This window comes from Candidatus Clostridium helianthi (genome assembly GCF_045310795.1).
GTDB classification, from domain to species: Bacteria; Bacillota; Clostridia; order Clostridiales; family Clostridiaceae; genus Clostridium; species Clostridium helianthi.
Map to the genome: position 1 here is coordinate 45,489 of NZ_JBJIAB010000010.1, position 24,254 is coordinate 69,742.

The window sequence follows — 24,254 nt, forward strand, 5'->3', positions numbered from 1 at the left end:
AACTTATTAATAAATTTAAATTACTAATTTATGTTTAAAATTAGAAAGAGGGGTCAACGCGATGAGAAAAATGAAAACTATGGATGGTAATACTGCAGCAGCTCATATAGCATATGCTTTTACAGAAGTTTCTGCAATATATCCAATCACACCATCATCACCAATGGCAGAACACGTAGATGAATGGGTAGCACAAGGAAGAAAAAATATTTTTGGACAACCTGTTAAAGTTATGGAAATGCAATCAGAAGCTGGTGCTGCTGGTGCAGTTCACGGATCTTTACAAGCTGGAGCATTAACAACAACTTTCACTGCTTCACAAGGTTTATTATTAATGATACCAAACATGTATAAAATTGCTGGTGAAATGTTACCAGGAGTATTCCATGTATCAGCTAGAGCATTAGCTACTTCTGCTTTAAACATATTTGGAGATCACCAAGACGTTATGGCAGCAAGACAAACTGGTTTTGCAATGCTTGCAGAAGGATCAGTACAAGAAGTTATGGACTTAGCAGCAGTTGCTCATTTAACTGCAATTAAGACAAGAATTCCATTCTGTAATTTCTTCGATGGATTCAGAACATCTCACGAAGTTCAAAAAATTGAAGTTCTTGAATATGATGAATTAGCTAAATTAGTAGATTGGGATTCAGTTTCTGCTTTCAGAGCTAGAGCTTTAAATCCAAATCATCCTGTAACTAGAGGTACTGCACAAAACGCAGACGTATACTTCCAAGAAAGAGAAGCAGTAAACAAATTCTACAATGAATTACCAGAAACTGTTGAAGGTTACATGGCTGAAATTACTAAATTAACTGGTAGAGAATATCACTGTTTCGATTACTATGGAGCACCAGATGCTGATAGAGTAATCATAGCTATGGGTTCTGCTACTGACGTTTGTGAAGAAACTATAGATTACTTAAATGCTAACGGAGAAAAAGTTGGTGTTGTTAAAGTAAGATTATTCAGACCATTCTCAAATGAAAGATTATTAGCAGCTATTCCAAAGACAGTTAAGAAAATTGCTGTATTAGATAGAACTAAAGAACCAGGATCAACTGGGGAACCATTATACTTAGATGTAAGAAATGCATTCTATGGCCAAGCTGATGCACCACTTGTTGTTGGTGGAAGATTTGGTTTAGGTTCAAAGGATCCAAATCCAGGTCACATTGCTGCAGTTTATGAAAACTTAGCACAAGCTGAACCAAAGAACGGATTCACAATCGGAATCAAAGATGACGTTACAAACACTTCATTAGAAGTTCATGTAGATATAGATGCTACTCCAGAAGGAACTACAGCTTGTAAGTTCTGGGGATTAGGATCAGACGGTACTGTTGGAGCTAACAAGAGCGCAATCAAGATTATCGGAGATAATACTGATATGTATGCTCAAGCATACTTCTTCTATGATTCAAAGAAATCAGGTGGAATTACAGTATCTCACTTAAGATTTGGTAAGAAAGCTATTAAGTCACCATACTTAATAAACAAAGCAGACTTTGTTTCATGTTCTAACCAATCATACATCCACAAATACAATGTACTTGAAGGATTAAAACCAGGTTCAACATTCTTATTAAACACTATCTGGACTCCAGAAGAATTAGAAGAAAAATTACCTGCATCATACAAGAGATTCTTAGCAAACAACAACATTAAGTTCTATACTATTAATGCTGTAGGAATTGCTCAAGAAATCGGTCTTGGCGGAAGAATCAACATGATAATGCAATCAGCTTTCTTCAAGTTAGCTAACATTATTCCAGTTGAAGATGCTATTAAGCACTTAAAAGATTCAGTTGTAACTTCTTATGGTAAGAAGGGTGAAAAAGTTGTTAACATGAACAACGCTGCTATCGATAAAGGTGTTGAATCTATTGTTGCAATCAATATTCCAGAAGCTTGGAAGACTGCACAAGATGAAGCAGCTGAAGAAATCAAGCATGCAACTAAATTTGTTAAAGATATAGTTATCCCAATGAACAGACAAGAAGGAGATCAACTTCCTGTATCTGCATTTGCAGGAATGGAAGATGGTACATTTGAAGCAGGTACTGCAGCATTCGAAAAGAGAGGAATTGCAGTAAATGTTCCTGAATGGGATAAAGAAAAATGTATTCAATGTAACCAATGTTCATATGTATGTCCACATGCTGTAATAAGACCATTCTTATTAACAGAAGCTGAAAAGAATGCTGCTCCAGAATCAGTTAAAGCAGTTGCAGCTAAAGCATTAAAGACTGAAGAACCATTATTCTATGCTATGGGTATTTCTCCATTAGATTGTAGTGGATGTGGAAACTGTGCTCAAGTATGTCCTGCTCCAGGAAAAGCATTAGTTATGCAACCACAAGAAAGCCAACATGTAAATATTCCAGCTTGGGATTACTTAGTACATGATATTTCAGTTAAGAAGAACCCAATGAGCGTAAACACAGTTAAAGGAAGCCAATTTGAACAACCATTACTTGAGTTCTCAGGAGCTTGTGCAGGTTGTGGAGAAACTCCATATGCTAAGCTTATAACTCAATTATTTGGTGACAGAATGATGATTGCTAACGCAACAGGATGTTCATCAATTTGGGGTGGATCAGCTCCTTCAACTCCATATACAACTAACAAAGAAGGACATGGTCCAGCTTGGGCTAATTCATTATTCGAAGATAATGCTGAATATGGATTTGGTATGTTCTTAGGAGTTAAAGCTATAAGAGAAAGATTAGCTGAAAAAGCTGAAGCTGCTATAGCTGCAAATGATCCAGCAAAAGCTGAAATACAAGATTGGTTAGATAATATAGATGAAGGTGCTGGAACTAGAGATAGAGCTGCTAAATTAGTTGCTGCTTTAGAAAAATCTGGTACTGAAATAGCTAAAGAAATGTTAGCTGAAAAAGACTACTTCGTTAAGAGATCACAATGGATCTTCGGAGGAGACGGTTGGGCATACGATATCGGATACGGTGGAGTTGACCACGTATTAGCTTCAGGAGAAGACGTAAATATATTTGTATTTGATACAGAAGTTTACTCAAATACAGGAGGACAATCTTCTAAATCTACTCCAACTGCTGCAATAGCTAAATTTGCTGCATCTGGTAAGAAGACTAAGAAGAAAGACCTTGGAATGATGGCTATGACTTATGGTTATGTATATGTAGCTCAAGTTAATATGGGAGCTGATAAGAACCAAGTTCTTAAAGCAATCGCAGAAGCTGAAGCTTACAAAGGACCATCATTAATAATCGGTTATGCACCATGTATCAACCACGGATTAAGAATTGGTATGGGTAACAGCCAAGAAGAAGCTAAGAGAGCTACAGCTAGTGGATACTGGCAAATGTACAGATTCAACCCAGAATTAAAAGATGCTGGAAAGAATCCATTCTCATTAGATTCAAAAGAACCAACTGCAGACTTCAAGGAATTCTTAATGGGAGAAGTTAGATACTCTTCATTAGCTAAAGCATTCCCAGAACAAGCAGAAGCTTTATTTGAAAAGACTAAGAAAGATGCTATGGACAGATTAGAAGGATACAAGAAATTAGCTAATCAACAATAGTAATTAAAATATTGAAATAACTAAATTTGCGCAAAAAGAGGAGTCACTTCTTTGTAGAAATTATTCTATAAGAAGTGACTTCTTTTTTGTTTACTGTGAAATTGCATTGATGAATAATATTGGTGATTATAAATTTGGAGCAAATAAAATATAAACAAGCTGATATAGAAGGTTCTTTTCAAAAGTAAATAAAAAGAAAAAATATTATATATATGTTGCAAAAATAATTCTTTATCACAATTCTAAAAATATTGCAAGAATTTCAGCCGTAATTGTGAAATGTGCATCGTGAATTGCAACATATATAATATTTAATTTGTAATAATTGTAATTTTGATTGAATTTTTAAGAATTGAATATTTTTGAGTATATATAATTAAAATATTTATTGAAATTACTTTACAATTTTTTTATTTAAGGGTTTTAATTTTGATGATTTAAGGGTAAAATTAATTAAGAACCAAAAGGAGGTTGAAACATGGAAAAAGATTTAGAAAAATGTGGATGCAACAGTCAAGAAGGAAGTTGTGGATGCGGTGGACATCACCATGATGAAGATCATGAATGTGGATGCGGATGCAATGATGAAGAAAACTTCGTTATAGATTTAGAAGATGAAAATGGAAATGTAGTTACATGCCCTATAATCGACGAATTTGAATATGAAGGAAAAGCATATTATTTAGCTCAAAATCCAGAAGAAGATTCAGTTTATCTTTTTAGACTAGATGAAGATGAACTTGTTGTTCCGGATGAAGAAGAATTTGATAGAGTATCAGCTTATTATCAAAATGAGTTAGTAGGCGAAGAATAAGAAGTTAAAGACTTTAGTAATTTATTACTAAGGTCTTTTATTTAATGTCCCTTAAATATTCCATATTGTTTACAATTCAATATATTAATGATATATTTTTATTATGTGACAAAAGTATATATAAATGAATTAGAAGATTTTTTATAATTCATTTTAAGGTCAAAATTGGAGGGAAAAAGCAATGCAATTATCTAAAAAAGCGGGGAATATCACACCATCAATTACATTAGCAATAACAGCTAAAGCCAATGAACTAAAAAGTCAAGGGGTTGATGTAGTAAGTTTTGGAGCAGGGGAACCAGACTTTAATACACCAGAAAACATAATTCAAGCAGCAATAAAAGCTATGAATGATGGGAAAACTAAGTATACTCCAGCAGGAGGGTTATTAGAATTAAAAACTACTATATGTAACAAGTTTAAAAATGATAATAACTTAGAATATAAGCCAAGTCAAATAATAATTTCTACAGGTGCAAAACAATGTCTTGCAAATGTATTTATGGCAACTTTGAATCCAGGAGATGAAGTGTTAATTCCTGTGCCATATTGGGTTAGTTATCCTGAATTAGTGAAATTAGCTGATGGGGTTCCAGTATTTGTTGAAACATTAAAAGAAAACAATTATAAATATACAGTTGCTGATTTAGAAAAAGCTTTAACTAGTAAAACTAAGGCGCTTTTATTGAACAGCCCTAATAATCCCACAGGAACAATTTATCACGAAGACGAATTGTTGGAAATTGCTAATTTTGCAAAAGAACATGATTTATTAATTATATCAGATGAAATTTATGAAAAGCTAATATATGATGGAGAAAAGCACATAAGTATAGCAGCATTAAATGAGGATGCCTATGAAAGAACCGTAGTAATAAACGGTGTTTCTAAGACATATGCAATGACTGGGTGGAGACTAGGATATGCAGCTGCAAGTGAAAGTATAACTAAGCTTATGACAAGCATTCAAAGTCACATGACATCCAATGTAAATACAATAGCTCAATATGCTGCAATAGAGGCATTAAATGGTCCAGTAGAAGATTTAAACAATATGATTAAAGAATTTGAGAATAGAAGAAATTTCATGATATATAAATTAGAAAAGTTAAATGAAATATCAATTATAAAACCTAATGGTGCATTTTATATAATGGTTAATATATCTTCGTACTTGAATACTACATTTAAGGATCAAACTATTAACAACTCTGTAGATTTTGCAAAAGTATTGTTAGAAGAAGAGAAGGTTGCAGTAATACCAGGTGCTGGTTTTGGATTAGATGATTATATAAGATTATCATATGCGACATCTATGGATATAATAGAAACTGGAATAGATAGAATTTCAACATTTTTAAGCAAAATTAAATAATGTATATAGATATCCAACTTTAGAACTACATTTATGTGATAACTTACCGAAATCATAAATATTTTGATTCCGAAAAGCTATGAAAATATCGCTGAAGGTTCTAAGCAGCAGGTTGTATCCACTTTAGCATGCTCCAACTTTCAGTTTGACAAGCTAAAATGGAACAACCTACAGCTAAGAACCTTTAACAGCTCGTTTTCAAATGTTTTCTACACAAATATATTTATGATTTCTGATGAAGATATGAACTTAAAGCTTTAGTAACTTTGCAAATATGTTCATCTAATGATTAGATTTATAGCATGCAGTTTATGGTTTGGATTGATTAAATAACAAGTTGACATTAGTGATAATTTTCAAGTGATAAGTTAATGAAGAAAAGCCATAGGCTTTTCATAAAATGAAATTTTTAGAGATTTCCAGGAGGATTCCATCCTTAACTTATCACTTATATCTTGTCACTAATCAAGATATTATCTTTAATTTATAAAAAATATTATTTATAGAGTATAGATCAAGTTGGTGATTTGTTTATCTATAAATATTAAATGTGAAGAAAGAATATTATGGTTAGAATTGATTTCTGATTTTTGTATATATGCTACAAAGATAATTCTAAAAATATTGTGAGAATTTTAATTGTGATTGGGAATTGCGAATTGTAACATATATATTTATTATTTTCTTGTAATAATTAAGAGTGTTATTACTTAAAATAAATGAGTGGCAAAAAATTGATAATGAAAATTAAATTTAAAGAAAAAGCTAAGGGATTTTTGCTGCTGATCATTAATTATCAATAATATTTAGCTCTAAACACTTAATGATTTAAAGTAAAGTTAAATGACATGCTTGAGTGTTAAGAATTAAATATTAAAAAGGTAGGTATTTGTGTTTTGAAGAAACTTGCTATATTTGACATAGATTATACCATTACTAAAAAAGAAACTTTAATGGAATTATTTAAGTATGTAATTAAGAAAGATAAAAAAAATCTAAGATTTTTACCAAGAGCTATATACTGTGGAATTATGTATGCAATTGGAATATACGATGAGAGAAAAGTAAAAGAGACATTTTTAAGGTTTATAGATGGAATTAGAGAAGAGGAGTTAGCTGAACTTGTTAAAGAGTTTTATGATGAGAGGCTAAAAAATATTTTATATGATGATGCATTGGAAATGATGAAAAAACTTAAAAATGAGGGATATGATATATACCTGATTTCAGCATCTCCTGAATTTTACGTTAATGAATTTTATAATATAAAAGAAGTTGATAAAGTAATAGGAACTAAATTTGGATTTGAAAATGGAACTTTCGTAAGAAAAATGGTAGGGAATAACTGCAAGGGAGAAGAAAAGGTTAGAAGATTAAAAGAAATACTTAAAGATGAAAAAATTGAGGTGGACTTTAAGGAATCGTACATGTTTTCTGATTCTTTATCAGATAAACCATTATTGGATCTGGTAGGTAAGCCATATTTAATAAACTATAAAAAGAACCATGATATAGAGATATTAAGATGGAAATAAAATATAAATTAAGATGTCGGTATTATCAAGAAATGAAATTGATTTGATTACATAGTATAAGCTGAGTTAAAGAATTTATATTAGTATATAATTAAGGTTCAGGCTTATAGAATTAATAATATTAATCTAATATCACAGAGTATATATAATATATACATTGCAAAAATGATTCTTTATCATGATTCTAAAAATATTGCAGGAATTTTAGCAATGATTGTGAATTGTGAAATGTGCATTGTGAATTGCAATATATATAGTAGAAAGGGATGGCAAGGCATGGAAGATAAAATAATTTATGAAGTTTTAAGGGTAATAGATAGAAAGCCAATTTTTCTAGAAAGTCATTTAAAAAGAATGAAAAATTCTTTTAATTTAATAAATGAAGAATTTTCAGTAAGTTATGGAGAAATAAGTAAGGAAATTGATAAGCTAATAGAAAGTGAAAATAAATCTGAAGGAAATATAAAAATAACATTTGGAGTAAATGAAAAAAAGCTAAGGGTATTTTTTATTGAACATTCATATCCATCTGATGAAATGTATAAGAATGGTGTTAACACTATACTTTATTTTGGAGAAAGAGAAAATCCTAATGCGAAAATAATAAATGATAGCTTTAGAGAAAAGGTTAATAAAGAGATAAAGGATAATAATGCATATGAAGCTATTTTAGTCGATTCAAATGGGCATATAACAGAAGGCAGCAGATCAAATATTTTCATGGTTAAAGGAAATAAACTTCTTACATCGCCTGTAAAGGCTGTATTGCCGGGAGTAACTAGAGGAGAAATAATAGATATTGCAAACAAAGTTGGGATTGAAGTCGAGGAAGTAGAATATAAATATTCTGATATAGATAAATTGGATGGAATGTTTATTTCGGGTACATCTCCTAAAATATTACCAATAAAAACAGTAAATAGCATAAATTTTAATGTAGATAATAACTTGATTAGAAAATTGATGAAAGAATATGATAATGAGATAGAAATGTATATAAAAAATCATTGAAATTAAGTTAATTTGTATTTTCATGTAAAATAATATAGATTAATATAAATAATGGATATAAAATTAAAATAGGCTGTGGTATACTTAGATAAAGGAGTATTTTTAGGGGGAGATATTTATGGACTTGAAGTTTTCTGGATCATCCTTAAATGAATGTCTTGAAAAAGCATCTTCTGAATTAAATCTTTCGAAAGAAGCTTTAAAATATAGAATAATTAAGGAAGAAAAGAAGTTTTTTAGAAAGAAAGTAGAGATAGAAATAATAGAAGTTGACGAAAGTAAGAGCAGCATTGAAGAAAAGGAAATAATTGAAGAATTACCAGAAACTAAAGAGGAATTTGGAGCTAAGATTGAGAATGGGAAAATAATAATAACAGAATCCAATAATAAAGATGAAATTATTACTATAAAAACTTGTCCGGGTGTAATTTTAATTATTAATGGGCAAAAATGTGATGGAATAACTCCTGTAACATCACGAGATAAAATTGAATATAAATTTGAAGAGAACGAGCCGACAAGAAACATAGATATATCAATTACAGATGATAAAATGGAGGCATATGTTGATATAAAATCAATCCCAGCTCATATATATGAATTAGTTGACCAAGAATATCAAAAAAATTTAACAATCAAAAAGAAGAATGTTGATGATAAATATCCACCAAAGTATACAGTAAAAGAATTAAAAGAGTTGCTAAAAAATAATGGAATTAAATATGGAATTATTGAAAAAGAATTAGAAACTGTATGTAATGAACATAATATAGAAAAAAAGTTAGTTGCAAAAGGAGTGCCCGCTGTAGATGACATTCCAGATGAGATTCAAGTTTTGTTTCAGGATTCAGAAGAATTAATTCATTACAAAGACTCAGAAGAAAAAGTTGATTATAGAAATAGATTTCAAATTGCAAATGTTAAAGTTGGAGACGTCATAGGTAGAATAGTACCTGGAAAATCAGGAAATGATGGACAAGATATCTTTGGTGCTCCTATTAAAAGAAAGACTTTTAAAAAGACAGGGGTAAGACTTGGGGAAGGCTGTAAACTTGAAAATAATAGTATTATAGCAACGTCTGAAGGTAAGCCTGCTTATAAAGCAAATACCTTTGTAGTAAATAAATTATATAAGGTAGATCAAGTAGATTTAAAAAGCGGAAATATAGATTTTGTTGGTAATGTTGAAGTTGTTGGTAATGTTTTAGAAGGAATGGAAGTTAAAGCAGGGAATGAGCTTCATGTTGGCAAAAATGTAGAATCTGCAATACTTAGGTCTTCAGGAGAAATTTTTATAGGCGGAAATATATTGAATTCAACAGTGACAGCTGGATGTGAGAATGTTGAGAAAAAGCAGTATTTAGAAAGCTTGAAGAGTCTGGCTCATATTATTGATGATTTAGTTGATTCAACACTACAAGTAAAGGAACATAACTTACTAGGTTCAAAAAAAGATGGAGAAATAATTAAAATATTAATAGAGAATAAGTTCAAATCATTACCTAAAATATGTAGAAATATTTTGAATTATAATATGTCTGAAGGGATTCAGCATAGTGATGTTACAACATTTATAATAAATAAACTATTGGGCTTGGGCCCACTTAAAATAAATAATATTAGTGAATTTGACATTTTTAAGGAATTGTTAGATGAAGAAATTTGCGAAATAGAAGATTTGATGGTGATTCCTACAAATGTCCATTTGGCATATGCTCAAGGGTCAATCATAGAAGCATCAGGGAGTGTTTTTATAACAGGTAAAGGACAGTATACCTGCAACATAATAGCATTGGAAAATATAGAGTTTACCAGTGAAAAAGCTGTTTGTAGAGGGGGCACACTTTCAGCTGGATCTGAAATAAAGTTAAAGACAGTGGGAAGTGCAGCCGGAGTTAGTACTGTTTTAAAAGTCTCTAAAAAAGGAAGAATTACAGCTGATATAGCTTATAACAATACTATTTTCTGCTTTGGAGAAAAACAAATTATGTTAGAAGTTTCTTCTAAAAATGTAGAGGCATATATAGATAAAACTGGAGAAATAACAATTGATAAATTTATACTATAGGAGGGTTCAAAGTAATGTCAAGTAATGATGTGAAAATTTTAATATTTGGATTAAATGGAGAGCATTACGCAACAGATATAAAAGAAGTTGAGAGGATTTTAGGATATGAAGAGCCAACAATTCTTCCTGATTCGCCTAGTTTTGTAAAGGGAGTAATAAATTATGAACAAAGTATACTTCCAATAATTAGCTTATCCAAAAAGTTTAATTTTGGAGAAAATGAAGAAAATGAAAATAGAAAAATAATAGTTGTAAAAAGAGATGAAAATAAATTCGGAATTATTGTAGAAAATGTTTACGAAGTGCGAGATGTTAGTAGTGATTTAATGGAAGAAGCACCTCCTATAACAGCAACAATAGACAAAAGATATATAGCAGGTTTAATAAAATTAAAGGATAATATAGTTATTTTATTAGACTTAGAAAAGATACTGTCTTCAGAGGATGAAGAAAAAATCTTTTAGGGGGTAAAGATGGTAAGTGCAGAAGTAAAAGTTGGAATAGCTGATCTAAATTTAGTACTCGACCCAGGAACAATAATGACAATAGGACTCGGATCATGTATAGGAATCGCCTTATATGATAGGGCAGTTAAGGTGGCAGGATTAGCACATATAATGCTTCCTGATAGTACACAATTTAAAAGTAGTACAAACCCCATGAAATTTGCAGATCTAGCTATTCCACTACTAATTGATAAAATGGAAAAGCAAGGGTGTAAAAAGAGAAATCTCGTAGCTAAAATAGCTGGAGGAGCTTCAATGTTTAATTTTTCTGATAAGAGCATAATAAGCGATATTGGAAAAAGGAATAGTGATGCAGTGAAGAAAAGCTTAAAAGAGGAATCTATTCCTATAATTGCTGAGGAGATAGGTGGAAATAAAGGTAGAACTATGATCCTTTACGCTAGTGATGGAAAAGTAATACTTAAAGTTGTAGGGCATGGAATTGTAGAATTGTAAAATAAAAAGAGAGGTGTGATTAGGTGGGTAAGATAAAGATTATTGTTGTTGATGATTCGGCTTTTATGAGAAAGGCCATATCAGATATGATAGAATCAGAAAGTAATTTTGAAGTTATAGCTAAATTTAGAGATGGAAGAGAATTGGTTGAGAAGGTAGAGAAGTACAATCCGGACCTTATCACATTAGATGTACATATGAGGGATTTAGATGGACTTGCAACTCTTAAAGAATTAAAAAGGCTTGGGAAAAATTATCCTGTAATAATGCTTAGTAGTTCAACGACAGAAGGATCGGAACTAACTTTAGAATGTTTAGATAATGGAGCAATTAGCTTTATAACTAAGCCATCAGGAAGTATTTCGCTAGATATAGCAAAAGTTAAAAATAACTTAATAGAACAAATAAAGAGTATAACCAGCAATGTTAATTCTAGAAAGAAGTTAACAAGTTTAGAAACTAATAAAAATAACCAAATAACTAATAATGAGATTGGTTTAAATAATCCCAATATAATAAAAGAAAAAACTATACATAGGGTAAGCAGTATACCTAAAAATAAAAAAATAGATGCAGTTGTAATTGGAGCATCTACTGGAGGTCCTAAGGCTCTTCAGGAAGTATTAACCAAATTACCTGAAAATTTAGGGGTACCGGTTTTTGTAGTTCAGCACATGCCAGAAGGATTTACAAAAGTATTTTCTGAAAGATTAGATAAAGCTTGCAAGATGAAAGTGGTTGAAGCGGCAGAAGGTATGAGAATTAGTAATGATACCATATATATTGCCAAGGGTGGTCAACATATGACTGTGGGTTCAAATAATTTAATTCACTTAAATGAAGAGCCGCCTATATGGGGAGTAAGACCAGCAGTTGACAAGTTATTTAATTCTGCTATAAAAGTGTACAGAGGAAATTTAATATCTGTAATTCTTACAGGAATGGGCAGAGACGGTGCTGATGGGACTGCAAACATAAAAGATAATGGTGGTATAACAATTTCAGAGGATAAATCTACATGTACAATTTATGGTATGCCAAAGGCTGCATTTGAAACTGGAAAAGTAGATTTAGTGGCTCCACTTAATGAAATAGCTGAAAATATAGTAAAAATAATTAAACAGTTATAGGAGGAAATATGGATTTTAATGAATTTCACAAATGGGTTCATAAAGAGTTGGGTATAAATTTATCAGCATATAAGCCAGAACAGCTAAATAGAAGAATAAACAGCTTAATGACAAGAGTTGGTATAAAAACATTAGATGAATATTCCAAGTCTATAAAAAGTAATCCAGAGCAAAGACAAAAGTTTTTAGATTTCATAACAATAAACGTAACAGAATTTTTTAGAAATCCAGAATTATTTACTGATTTAGAAAAACAAATTGCAAAGGAGTTACTACCAAATAATTCAAGTCTAAAAATTTGGAGTGCAGCTTGTTCAATAGGCTGTGAACCATATTCATTAGGAATAATATTGGATAAGTTAGCGCCAAATGGAAGACATAATATAATAGCTACAGATATAGATGATACTATACTTTCTAGAGCAAAGCTTGGAGAATATACTCAAAATGAAATGAAAGGTGTAAATAATACAGATTTAAGTAAATATTTTAAAGTAAGGGACGATAAATACTATATAGGGTCTAAAATTAAGAATATGGTAACTTTTAAAAAACATGATTTGATTTTAGACCGATATGATACTGGCTTTGATTTAATTGTTTGTAGAAATGTAGTTATTTATTTTAATAATGATGTTAAACAAGAAATTTATAAAAAATTCAGTAACTCATTAAAAAAGGGTGGGCTTTTATTTGTAGGAGCTACAGAGAGCATTTATAATTATAGAGACTATGGATTTGAAAAAGCATCAACCTTTATTTATAAAAAGATATAGAGGAGGAGTAAGGATGGATACATCTCAATATATGTCAATGTTTTTAGAGGAGTCATTAGAAAATTTACAAACATTGAACGAATCACTATTAGATTTAGAACAAAATCCAGATGATACAGATAAGGTTAATGAAATATTTAGAGTTGCTCACACAATTAAGGGGATGGCAGCGACTATGGGATTTACTGATTTAGCAGAACTTACCCATAAGATGGAAGATGTATTGGCTGAATTCAGAGAAGGAAAACTAAAAGTAACTCAGGATGTAGTGACAGTATTGTTTGATTGTCTTGATACATTAGAAAAGATGGTTGACAACGTTCAAGAAGGTTCTGAGGAAAAAATAGATATAGATGGAATAATGAAAGCTTTAGCTGATATAAAAGAAAATGGAAACAAGAGTAACTTGCAAGAAGAAACACAAGCTAGTGAAATTGAGTCAGAAGATGAAAATAAAATGATATCAGGTGATGAATTTGATTTAGATTTAAATCAATATGACACATCTGTTATTAGACAAGCTAGAGAAAAAGGATTTAACTCAATTGAATTAAAAGTAACATTAAGTGAAAACACTTTATTAAAATCAGCAAGAGCATTTTTAATAGTTAAAGATCTTGAAGATCACGGAGAAATATTAAAATCAGACCCATCAACTCAAGAAATTGAAAATGAAGAGTTTGATTTTGAATTGAAATTTATCTTAGTAACTAAAAATACTGTAGATGAAATATTAACTGTTGTAAATGGAATTTCAGAAGTTGCAAAAGTTGAAGCTTCTTTAATAGAATTAGAAAGCTCAGATATAGCTCCAAAAGAAGCAGAAGTAAAAGAAGTGCCACAGTTACCAGTTATAGAAAAAGCTCCAGAAGAAAAGCCAGCTGAAGCAAAAGTTGAGACAAAGCAACCAGTTGCTAAAAAGCCTACTCAAAAGAAAGAAGTTAAGAAAGCACATCAATCAGTAAGAGTTGACTTAGAGAGAATAGATAATTTAATGAATATGGTTTCTGAGCTTGTAATTTATAGAACTCGATTAGAACAAATCGTGAATGTTCATAAATCACAAGAGTTAAATGAAACATTGGAACAAGTAGGAAGAACAACATCTGATCTTCAAGATTTAGTCATGAAAATTAGAATGCTTCCACTAGATACAGTATTCAATAGATTCCCAAGAATGATAAGGGATATATCAGTAGAATTAAATAAGGAAATTAACTTTGTTATAGAAGGCGCTGATACTGAACTTGATAGAACTGTTATTGATGAAATAGGTGAACCATTAATACATTTATTAAGGAATGCAGCGGATCACGGTATAGAATCTGCTGAAAAGAGAATTGCACAAGGCAAGCCTCCAGTTGGAACTGTGAAGCTTATTGCATACCAAGAAGGAACAAAAGCATTAATAAAGGTATCAGATGATGGAGCAGGAATAAATCTTGAAAGAGTAAAAGCTAAAGCGGAGCAAAAAGGAATAAACACAGAAGGATTATCAGATAGTGACATTAAGAACTTGATTTTTGCTCAAGGATTTAGTACTAATGAAGTTGTAACAGATATCTCAGGAAGAGGAGTTGGAATGGATGTTGTTAAAACAAAAATTGCAGCACTCGGTGGTACTGTAGATCTACTAAGTGAAGAAGGCAAAGGTTCAACTTTTGTAATTAAGCTTCCACTTACATTACAAATAATACAAGCTTTACTTGTAAAGGTAGGAGAGGAAACATTAGCAATATCATTAGGATTTATTGATAGGGTAATTGACTATAAAGAGGAAAATATAAAGAAAAGTAATGGAAAAGAAGTTATTATTTATAGAGAAAATGTAATTCCGTTAGTAAGATTAAATGAAACTTTAGATATAGAGGCTAGTAATACTGATAAGAAATTTGTTATAATAGTTAATGTAGGTGATAAAACTATAGGTTTATTAGTCGATTCATTACTTGGGCAACAAGAAATAGTTATAAAACCACTCGGAAAAACATTAAAGAATTTAGATCAGTATATTGGTGCGACTATACTTGGTAATGGTTTAGTAACGCTGATACTAGATGTAGGGGCATTATTATAAAGTGAAATTTTTAAGTAAGATTTTTAAATCTAATTAAAATTAGTTTGACTTATAATTCCATAAAAATGAGCAAAAGGCTAAAGGTTTGGAGTGGACAAGATATATTATTATTGTTATGTTATAACAGCAATAATAATATATAAATGTGAGATGATTGGCCCTTTAGGGTGAAAAATTTTAAAGGAGGGTTATAAGTGGAGTATTCTAATTTAAGCACTTTGCAATTAGATGCACTTAAAGAAGTTTCTAACATAGGTGCAGGTAATGCAGCAACTGCTCTTTCTATGATGATGGGAAAAAAAGTAGATATGACAGTACCAGCAGTAAACGTAGTAAGACTAGAAGAAGTATTTCAAGAAAGTGGAGAATGTGCTGTAGCTGGAACAGTTGTAAGAGTGCTAGGCGATATTTCAGGAAATATGCTTTTAGTATTCGAACAGGAAACAGCTGAAAATGTAATAAAAAAATTAGTTGGAAGTAAGCAGTCTCCAGAAAGTGAAATGGGAAGTTCTGTATTATGCGAGATAGCAAATATAATATCAGCATCATATATGAATGCTATTGCACAGTTAACTAATCTTGTTATGGCACCATCAGTGCCTGCAACTTCATTTGATATGTTAGGTGCAATACTCACAACTACATTTATTGAGTCCAATCAATATGATGAATATATACTAGATATTGAAACTGTATTCTTAGACAGTGATACAGAAGAGAATATAGGAGGACATTTTTATTATATCCCTATGCCGGGTTCGTTAGAGAAAATATTGAAATCTATAGGAATAAATTAAATTTTGGAGGTAAAATTGTATGGCTAGAGTTTTAATTGTGGATGATGCAGCGTTCATGAGAATGATGATAAAGGATATCTTAGAAAAAAATGATTTTGAAATAGTAGGTGAAGCAAATAACGGGATAGTTGCAGTAGACCTTTATAAAAAAGAAAAACCAGACGTAGTAACAATGGATATAACTATGCCAGATATGGATGGAATTGAAGCAGTTAAACAAATAAAAGCATTTGATCCAGATGCTAAAGTAATCATGTGTTCAGCAATGGGACAACAATCAATGGTTATGGATGCAATAAGAGCCGGAGCAAAAGACTTTATAGTAAAGCCATTCCAAGCGGATAGAGTTTTAGAAGCTATAAAGAAAGTTGTAGGTTAATATAAAAGCAATAATACAAGAAATGAATTATAACAGGCTATAAATAAATCTTTGCAAATTTTAAAGAAATTTTAATTTAAGTGTCAATTATCAATGGTTGATTGTATATTATTGTAGAGGAGGAGTATGAATGCAAATAGTAGTATTCAAACTAGGAGAAGAACATTTTGCAGTAGAAACAGATAGAGTCCAAAGTATCAATGATACTATGGGGATTACAAAAGTTCCTAAGGCTCCGAGTTATATTAAAGGATTAATAAATTTACGTGGGAGCATTAAATCTCTTGTTGACATAAATTTATTACTTGATGTAACTCCTGGAAAAGAACAAAATAATATAATTATTTTAACAGTAGAAGATGAAGAAATTGGAATATCAGTGGATGAGGTTGAAGAAGTTTTAGATATAGACGAGAAAAATATACAGAAAATAGAAAAAGATGCAGGTAAAGCACAGCCTTACATTAAGGGAATATTAAATTATGACGAAAAACTTCTTACAATAATAGATATCGACAAATTATTAAATTAGTTTATTGAAATGAGGGAAAAATATGGCAGATGTCTTATCACAAAGTGAAATAGATGCCTTATTGTCTGCCTTATCTACAGGTGAATTAGAGTCAGAAGATGTTGGTAAAGATGAAGAAAAACATAAAGTTAAACTTTATGATTTTAGGAGTCCTCAAAAATTTTCAAAAGAGCATATAAGGACACTTGAATTAATTCATGATAATTATGCAAGAATTATTTCCAACTATTTAACGGGTCAGACTAGGCAAAATGTTAAGGTGAAAATAGAATCTGTAGAGCAGATAACATATGAGGAATTTATTCATTCTGTGCAAAACCCTACCATTATTACAATATTTAAAATGGCTCCATTGTCAGGGACAATAATATTTGAAACTAATCCTCAATTTTCTCTTCAAGTAATAGACGTTTTGCTTGGGGGAAAGGGAAATAGAAAAGCTGAAACAAAAGAATTTACAGATATAGACAAGAATATAATGCGACAAGTAACTACCGGAATGATAAGTAATTTAAAGCTAGCATGGGATTCGGTATTAGAAGTTGAGCCAGAAGTAGAAGCAATTGAAACTAATCCGGCAATCAATCAAACACTAGCACCTAATGATCCTGTGGCATTAATAACATTTTCAGTAGAAATGAATAAGAGAAGCACATTTATTAATATGTGTCTTCCTTATTTAAGTGTAGAGAAAATATTAGATAAATTAGTAGTACAATATGCATTTAAGAATGATAATGAAGCATCGATGGCTGAATCGAGAGAAAAATTAGAAAAAGGAATCAATAAAGTTGATGTTGAAATTATAGCGGAACTTGGAACTGCTAATATAACAGTAGATGATTTCTTGAAACTAACAGTAGGTGATGTAATTAAACTTGATAATAAGAGTTCATCACCAATAAAAGTATATGTAGGTAATGAAGAATGTTATTATGCTAAGCCGGGTGTAGTAGGAAAGAATGCAGGTGTTATGATTTTAGATATAACGGATAAGGAAGTGAATGGGTATGGGCAATAACTTTTTATCACAAGAAGAAATAAATGCGTTATTAGCAGGTGAAGATTTAGCTTCTACTGGAGCTGAAAGTGCAGATACGTCAGCTGGCGATAATAAAATAGATACCGAAGCTATAAGTGATATTGATAAGGATCTGCTTGGAGAGATCGGAAATATTTCCATGGGATCAGCTTCAACTGCCTTATATCAGCTTATAAATCAGCAAGTTAACATAACTACTCCGGTAGTTAGTGTAACTACGTTGAAAGAAATAAAAGAAGGCTTTGAAACACCAAATATTGTTCTAGATATTGAATATATTGCAGGGATAATAGGAAGAAACATTTTAATTATAAAAACATTAGATGGTTTAGTTATATCTAACCTTATGATGGGTGGAGATGGAAATGTTACTGAAGCTCATGATTTGTCTGAAATAGAGATTAGTGCAGTTTCAGAAGCTATGAATCAAATGATAGGTTCTGCAGCTACATCAATGGCTACTATGTTTGGAAGAAAAGTTGATATATCACCACCAAGCGCCAAAATTGTAGTTGATGGATCTATACCGATTTCTGACGCAATACCAGAAGATCAACCAATAGTAAGAGTATCATTTAGAATGACTATTGGAGATATTGTAGATAGTAATATAATGCAGATATTTCCAATAGAGACAGCTAAAAATATTGTTGCGATAATGACTGGTGAAGATAAAGAAAAAGAAGTGGCGGCATCAGAACCAGAAAAAGATAATAAAAAAGATACAATTGTAAATAAAGAAATATATGAACAGCCAGCGCCTGTTCAACAGCAGCCACAACAACAATATCAACCAGAACCTCAATATCAGCAGCAATATCAACAACCACAATATGAGCAGCCAAGAATGCAGCAGCCAGTAGAAGTTCATGCAGCAACATTTGAACCATTAGTGCCGCAAAATAGCGTTCCGCCAATAAAGAATATTGACTTAATATTAGATGTTCCTTTAGATATATCCGTAGTTCTAGGAAGAACAAAGAAAAGTATACAGGATATTTTAAATTTAGGAACAGGTTCATTAATAGAGTTAGATAAACTTGCAGAAGAACCAGTTGAAATATTAGTTAATGGAAAACAAATAGCTTTAGGTGAAGTTGTTGTAGTTGATGAAAACTTTGGAATAAGAATAACAAATATAGTAAGTAGTGTTGAAAGAATAAAGAGATTAAAATAAAAACTCCCTCTCGGGAGTTTTTATTTTTGGATATAGATAAACCAACTAAGACCTAAAATTATGCATATAGCTCGCTGAAATAAGAATTATGCTGTTATTCCAGTTTCTAAGGAAATTATGATGGGTGATTCTAAGATCACAAGTTGCATCCAAGACGCTAGCATCAAAGGCGAGCTTTGAGCTAGCATACTTGGAACAACTTTTAATCTAAGAATCAGAGCCATCAAATTCCTAATGAAACATTCCATAAAAGCATAAGTCTTATTTCTAGTTGGAATATATTTCATAGTATAAATCTAGTTTATAATTGGTTTATCTGCATCATTTTGAGAATTAAACATATGCGGTAAATCTAGAAAAATTAAATACATTTGTATTCCTAAGGAATATGAAAATTTTGATGGAAGGTTCTGATTAAGGCAAACCTGTAATTTGGGTATTTATATATATGTTACAATTCACCATGCACATTTTACAATTAAGGTTAAAATTCTTGGAATATTTTTAAAGTATGATGAGGAACATTTTTGCAACATATACATTAAAAATAATAGTAGAACTAATATAAAATTATGATATAATTAATTTACTTACTAATAAATATGTGAGGTGAGAAAATGGAAGATAAAGTTTTAAATATCCTTGAAAGGCTTGAATTAAGATTTACATCAATGGAAAATAAAATTGGTGGAATAGAAGCTAAGATTAATGGGATAGAAAATAAAATTAGTAGAATCGAAGAAGATGTTAAGGTACTTAAACAAGATGTTAAAGAACTTAAAAAAGGTCAAGAAAGAATTGAGAAGAAATTGGAATCAACACATGAACAAGTGGAAAGAACTGCGGAAGATATAACAAGCATAAAGCATGATCTTAATAATGTTGAAATGATAACATCTAAAAATTGGTATGATATAGCTAAAATAAAAGCAATTAAATAATAATGTGATTTAAAAAGTTTTAGATTCGCTTAGTGTTATATAGCACTGAGCTTTTTTTGCGTCTGAATAATTACCCGTAACCCAGTTATAAAATTATAATTTAATAAAAAAATTTTGTTAGAACCCTTTATATATTTCTTTTTTTGCGTATATATTAATTGGAGGGATAAATATACACTTATAAAAAGAGCAGCTATGCTGCAATACGGAACTTTTTTGAGTGTAAGAGCACTTTTGTAAATTTGATTTGTTAACATATAAATATGCCCCGATAAAAAGAGCAGCTATGCACTACTGAAAAGAGCAGCTATGCTGCAATACAGAACATTTCTACAATGCGGAACTTTTTAAGTGTAAGAAAACTTTTGTGAATTAAATTATTAATATATGTGAAAGGGATTGATGAATATGAAAGAGAGAAGATATGTGAGATTTAGAGTTGATATGTATGAGGACACAAAATTTAAAATAATAGATAGGATGACTAATAGAGATCTTATTCACTATGTTTGGAATAGGGTGGTTGTTTTGGCTGGAAAGGTAAATCAAGAGGGAGAATTATATATGTCAAGAAATATTCCATACACAGTAGAGACTTTATCAATAGAATTTAATAGAGAAATCAGTGAAGTAAAAGCTGCATTTGATGTTCTAATAAATTTAGAAATGATTGAAATCGTAGACAATAATATATACAAGGTGAAAAATTTCGTAAAGCATCAAAATATCAAAGTTAAAGAAAAAACTGAAAGTGTGAAAAAAGAAAATGAGACAAAGATTCTAGAAAAGATTGATATGGATAAAAATAAGGGCATAGAAGTAAGTCCGAAAAATGTGATTCCTATAAAAGAAAAAGAAGAAGTCGATACTAAAGAAAATAAGGACAATGAAATAGCGATTTTAAAAGTAGATGATCAGAAATCAAATAGTGAAAATGAAAGTGATGATAATAGTAATGTGATTGAAGCAAAGAAGGAGGAGAGTGATCAACATAATAATTCTACTGTAATTTTTGAGGTTAAGAAAAATTCAAGTAAGAAGAAGAAAAGAGTAAACAAAAAGAAAAACGAGAGTGATATAGAATCTTATGATGAAGATGTTTCTGATAATATTACAGATAGAGGAAATAAAGATAATGATATCTTTTGGTTTAGTGAAGGTGAAATCATATTGGGGGAAGGAGAACGTAAGATAGCAGAGTGGTCTTTTGATTAATAAGAACATATATTATGAATATTTTATTAAAATAGTTGCACAAATTATTTTTTATTGACTTTTCTATAAACTTATAAAAGAAAAGTACGATAAGTATAATAATGAAGTAGTAAGGCACAATCAAAAGAGTAACAAATGTTATTTTATTTCAGCGCCTAAGAAATGGAGAAATGTATTATGAGTATTGATAGAATAAGTAGATCGACATATATAAATGCATATAACTCGAATAGTAGTAAAGCTGTCGAAAAGACAAAGAAAACTAATGATGTAGATAGAATTGAAATTTCGGAACTTGGAAAAAGTCTTAAAGGTTACTCGTTAGATAGTAATATACAAAATGAAAAAAAAATAGCAGATATTAAAAATAAAATAGATAGCGGAACATACAATGTTGATGCAAGATTAACTGCAAAAAGTATGTTAAATGCAATGAAGGAGAGTAAGGCATAAGTATGATAAATGAACTTATTAAATTAATACAAAGCCAAGAGGAAGAATTACAAAGACTTTTAGAATTGTTAGAAACTCAATATAAAATGATAATGAGTAAAGATGTATTTGGTTTAGAAGGATTAGTTGATAAGATTAATGAATGCGGTAAGAAGATTGCTAAACAAGAGATAGAGAGAAGAAACTTAACAGGTGAGCAAAATATTAAGGATATAGTTTATAATTCTGACAATGATAAGTTAAAGGAGCTATATGGAAAAATACAAACTACTTTAAATAGTACTATTATGAAAAAGGAAACAAATGATATGTTATTGAAGCAGCAAATAGTATTTAATAATAAGATGTTAGAAATAATAAATCCTAGAAGAGAGATAAAGACTTATAATTCGTATGGAAATTTATCCAGATAACTATTGCTAAATGGTGAATGAGATTTTGAAGAGATAAATTTTAATAATTAATAATAAGGAAGTTAAATATATACATGGATGTAAGCGAGTGAAGGGCAGGAATAAAAATGGCAGGATTATTTGATACATTTACTATTGCGAGAAGAGGATTAACGGTACAGCAGGGAAATATTAATACAAGCTCGCATAATATATCGAATATAGATACGGAAGGGTATTCAAGGCAAAGAGCAGTATCACAGACAACAAGACCTTTTGGTGGAATGTCAAGATTTGATACAACTGGAGCTGGACAAGTTGGAACTGGTGCTGAAATAACATCAATACAAAGGATTAGAGATTACTTTATAGACTATCAATATAGAAGTGCTTCAGGAGATTCTGGATTTTATACTCAGCAAAATCAAACATTATCAAAAGTTGAAGATATTTTTGGTGAACCATCTGACACAGGAATACAGGAACTTACAAGTCAATTTTTCAGTGCATTTCAGGAAGTATCAAAAACTCCAGATAAATCAGATGTAAAAACAGTGGCTATCAAGAAGGCTCAAGCTCTTGCAGATGCAATAAATTATACATATAACCAATTGGAAAAGGCCAATCAAGATAGCCAGAAGCTTTTAGAAAGTGATGTTACTGATGTTAATAGTTATTTAAATCAGATAAATGAATTAAATAAGGAAATACGAAGTGTTTCAGCGGTTGGACAAACCCCTAATGATTTAATGGATAAAAGAGATAATCTTGTTGATAAATTAAGCAATAAATTTGGAATAAACCTTGAGAGGAAGAATCTGGATACGATAAATCTTTCATCGACAGAATATCCGAATTCAGCATTTGTAAAGTCAGATCCTAATGATTTGGGATATTCCAGACTTTCTTATATAGACACTGTGACAGCGGCTACAGATTCGTCAGGAAATCTTACTGGAGATGTTACAGTAAAATACTATCCTTTAGGAAATGAAAACTCAACACTTCAGACTGTTACAATAAAGACTGGATCAGCAGCAGATGCTAAGTCATTAAAAGATGAATTGACACAATGTAGAATTTTAATAACTGATAAAGACGGAAAATTAACAATGAAAGATAGTAGTAATAAAGAAGTGGAAGTCGGAGATGGAGGAACAGTAAGTGCATCTCAGCTAACAGAACTTAAAACTAAGATCTTTCAAACTTATAAATATGATACAAGTTCTGGAACAGCGGTAAATAATGTGGATAATAATCATGTAAAAGGATATATCGCAGCCAACCAATCTGTACAAGCGACAATACAAGGATATATGGACAATTTAGATAGGCTTGCAGCAGCGCTTGGTTATAGCGTTAATGCATTGCAGGTAGGGAGTTTGGATACAGCGAATACTAATTTATCAAGTAGTGAACTTGTATTTGTAACTTATGATGAGACGAACAAAACAACAACATCTACCGATAAAGGTCTAACAGCGAAGAATATAAGAATTAATGAGGATTTGCTAACGGATACTAGTAAATTAAATTGTAATACAAGCTCAGCAAGCGGAGAAGGCGATGGAAAAAGAGCAAATGCAATTGCTAATCTTAATACTATAAAGATGAATTTTAGTAATATAGCAGCTGGAACAGATTTGTCAAAAATTGATAGAAAAACTTTCTTAACATCAGTTGGAATGTCTGGAACAACAGGTTTTTCAGACAGTGATTGCTTGAAGTTAAATGCAGGGACTACTGGTTCAACAGTGGATTCTTATTATAAAAGTGTAATAAATAATATCGCTGTAGCAACGCAAGAAGCAGGAAGGCAGCAGGATACGCAGGAGGGAATATTATCTGATCTTCAGGATCAAAGAAGTCAAGTTTCAGGCGTATCATTAGATGAAGAAACTACAAATTTAATACAATATCAGCATGCTTATCAAGCAAATGCAAAGGTGATTTCTACTATTGATGAATTATTAGATGTTGTAATAAATGGATTGAAAAAATAGGAGT

General features: G+C 30.8%; 21 protein-coding genes. All 21 read left to right on the forward strand.

The window, feature by feature from the left end; translation table 11 throughout:
* Positions 1-61 precede the first annotated feature (61 nt).
* The 21 genes from nifJ to flgK all read left to right on the forward strand — a co-directional run bounded on the left by nifJ (position 62) and on the right by flgK (position 24,250).
* Positions 62-3,571, forward strand: a complete 3,510-nt coding sequence (gene nifJ / locus ACJDTP_RS10000) for a pyruvate:ferredoxin (flavodoxin) oxidoreductase (RefSeq protein WP_077840372.1) — start codon at positions 62-64, stop codon at positions 3,569-3,571.
* Positions 3,572-4,049: 478 nt separating this feature from the next.
* Positions 4,050-4,385, forward strand: a complete 336-nt coding sequence (locus tag ACJDTP_RS10005) for a DUF1292 domain-containing protein (protein WP_065418939.1) — start codon at positions 4,050-4,052, stop codon at positions 4,383-4,385.
* Between the two features lie 181 nt (positions 4,386-4,566).
* Positions 4,567-5,760, forward strand: coding sequence for a pyridoxal phosphate-dependent aminotransferase (locus ACJDTP_RS10010; protein WP_077840371.1), 1,194 nt, complete (start codon positions 4,567-4,569; stop codon positions 5,758-5,760).
* Positions 5,761-6,656: 896 nt separating this feature from the next.
* Positions 6,657-7,295: an HAD-IB family hydrolase gene (locus ACJDTP_RS10015; RefSeq protein ID WP_406761076.1), complete on the forward strand. Its 639-nt coding sequence runs from the start codon at positions 6,657-6,659 to the stop codon at positions 7,293-7,295.
* 276 nt (positions 7,296-7,571) lie between these two features.
* Positions 7,572-8,306, forward strand: coding sequence for an aminotransferase class IV (locus ACJDTP_RS10020; RefSeq protein ID WP_406761077.1), 735 nt, complete (start codon positions 7,572-7,574; stop codon positions 8,304-8,306).
* A gap of 118 nt (positions 8,307-8,424) precedes the next feature.
* A complete protein-coding gene (locus ACJDTP_RS10025) occupies positions 8,425-10,374 on the forward strand; it encodes a flagellar assembly protein A (protein ID WP_406761078.1) in 1,950 nt (649 codons plus the stop codon).
* A 14-nt stretch (positions 10,375-10,388) separates the two neighbouring features.
* Positions 10,389-10,838 carry a chemotaxis protein CheW gene (locus ACJDTP_RS10030; RefSeq protein WP_270562905.1) on the forward strand — a complete coding sequence of 150 codons (450 nt, stop codon included), beginning with the start codon at positions 10,389-10,391 and terminating at the stop codon, positions 10,836-10,838.
* A gap of 9 nt (positions 10,839-10,847) precedes the next feature.
* A complete protein-coding gene (locus ACJDTP_RS10035) occupies positions 10,848-11,336 on the forward strand; it encodes a chemotaxis protein CheD (RefSeq protein WP_077840528.1) in 489 nt (162 codons plus the stop codon).
* A 23-nt stretch (positions 11,337-11,359) separates the two neighbouring features.
* Positions 11,360-12,466, forward strand: a complete 1,107-nt coding sequence (locus ACJDTP_RS10040; RefSeq protein WP_271811894.1) for a protein-glutamate methylesterase/protein-glutamine glutaminase — start codon at positions 11,360-11,362, stop codon at positions 12,464-12,466.
* Between the two features lie 8 nt (positions 12,467-12,474).
* Positions 12,475-13,242 (forward strand): CheR family methyltransferase, encoded by a 768-nt coding sequence (locus ACJDTP_RS10045; RefSeq protein WP_406761079.1) that lies wholly within the window; start codon positions 12,475-12,477, stop codon positions 13,240-13,242.
* A 13-nt stretch (positions 13,243-13,255) separates the two neighbouring features.
* Entirely contained in the window at positions 13,256-15,319 is a 2,064-nt protein-coding gene (locus ACJDTP_RS10050; RefSeq protein WP_406761080.1) for a chemotaxis protein CheW, read from the forward strand.
* Between the two features lie 194 nt (positions 15,320-15,513).
* Complete coding sequence (locus ACJDTP_RS10055; RefSeq protein ID WP_077840531.1) at positions 15,514-16,116, forward strand: chemotaxis protein CheC; 603 nt, start codon at positions 15,514-15,516, stop codon at positions 16,114-16,116.
* 19 nt (positions 16,117-16,135) lie between these two features.
* Positions 16,136-16,495: a response regulator gene (locus ACJDTP_RS10060; RefSeq protein ID WP_017211295.1), complete on the forward strand. Its 360-nt coding sequence runs from the start codon at positions 16,136-16,138 to the stop codon at positions 16,493-16,495.
* A 130-nt stretch (positions 16,496-16,625) separates the two neighbouring features.
* Positions 16,626-17,027, forward strand: coding sequence for a chemotaxis protein CheW (locus ACJDTP_RS10065; RefSeq protein WP_017211296.1), 402 nt, complete (start codon positions 16,626-16,628; stop codon positions 17,025-17,027).
* 22 nt (positions 17,028-17,049) lie between these two features.
* A complete protein-coding gene (fliM, locus tag ACJDTP_RS10070) occupies positions 17,050-18,048 on the forward strand; it encodes a flagellar motor switch protein FliM (protein WP_103697583.1) in 999 nt (332 codons plus the stop codon).
* Positions 18,032-19,246, forward strand: coding sequence for a flagellar motor switch phosphatase FliY (gene fliY / locus ACJDTP_RS10075; RefSeq protein WP_406761081.1), 1,215 nt, complete (start codon positions 18,032-18,034; stop codon positions 19,244-19,246). The genes fliM and fliY overlap by 17 nt, the downstream gene beginning before the upstream one ends.
* A 617-nt stretch (positions 19,247-19,863) precedes the next feature.
* Positions 19,864-20,187, forward strand: coding sequence for a hypothetical protein (locus tag ACJDTP_RS10080; protein ID WP_406761082.1), 324 nt, complete (start codon positions 19,864-19,866; stop codon positions 20,185-20,187).
* 408 nt (positions 20,188-20,595) lie between these two features.
* Positions 20,596-21,402, forward strand: coding sequence for a phage replisome organizer N-terminal domain-containing protein (locus tag ACJDTP_RS10085; RefSeq protein ID WP_406761083.1), 807 nt, complete (start codon positions 20,596-20,598; stop codon positions 21,400-21,402).
* Positions 21,403-21,579: 177 nt separating this feature from the next.
* The gene (locus ACJDTP_RS10090; protein WP_087701169.1) at positions 21,580-21,855 is read left to right on the forward strand and encodes a flagellar biosynthesis anti-sigma factor FlgM; all 276 of its coding nucleotides are present in this window, start codon (positions 21,580-21,582) and stop codon (positions 21,853-21,855) included.
* A 2-nt stretch (positions 21,856-21,857) separates the two neighbouring features.
* Positions 21,858-22,268 (forward strand): flagellar export chaperone FlgN, encoded by a 411-nt coding sequence (gene flgN, locus ACJDTP_RS10095; RefSeq protein WP_406761084.1) that lies wholly within the window; start codon positions 21,858-21,860, stop codon positions 22,266-22,268.
* A gap of 107 nt (positions 22,269-22,375) precedes the next feature.
* Entirely contained in the window at positions 22,376-24,250 is a 1,875-nt protein-coding gene (gene flgK, locus ACJDTP_RS10100; RefSeq protein ID WP_406761085.1) for a flagellar hook-associated protein FlgK, read from the forward strand.
* Positions 24,251-24,254: the final 4 nt, after the last annotated feature.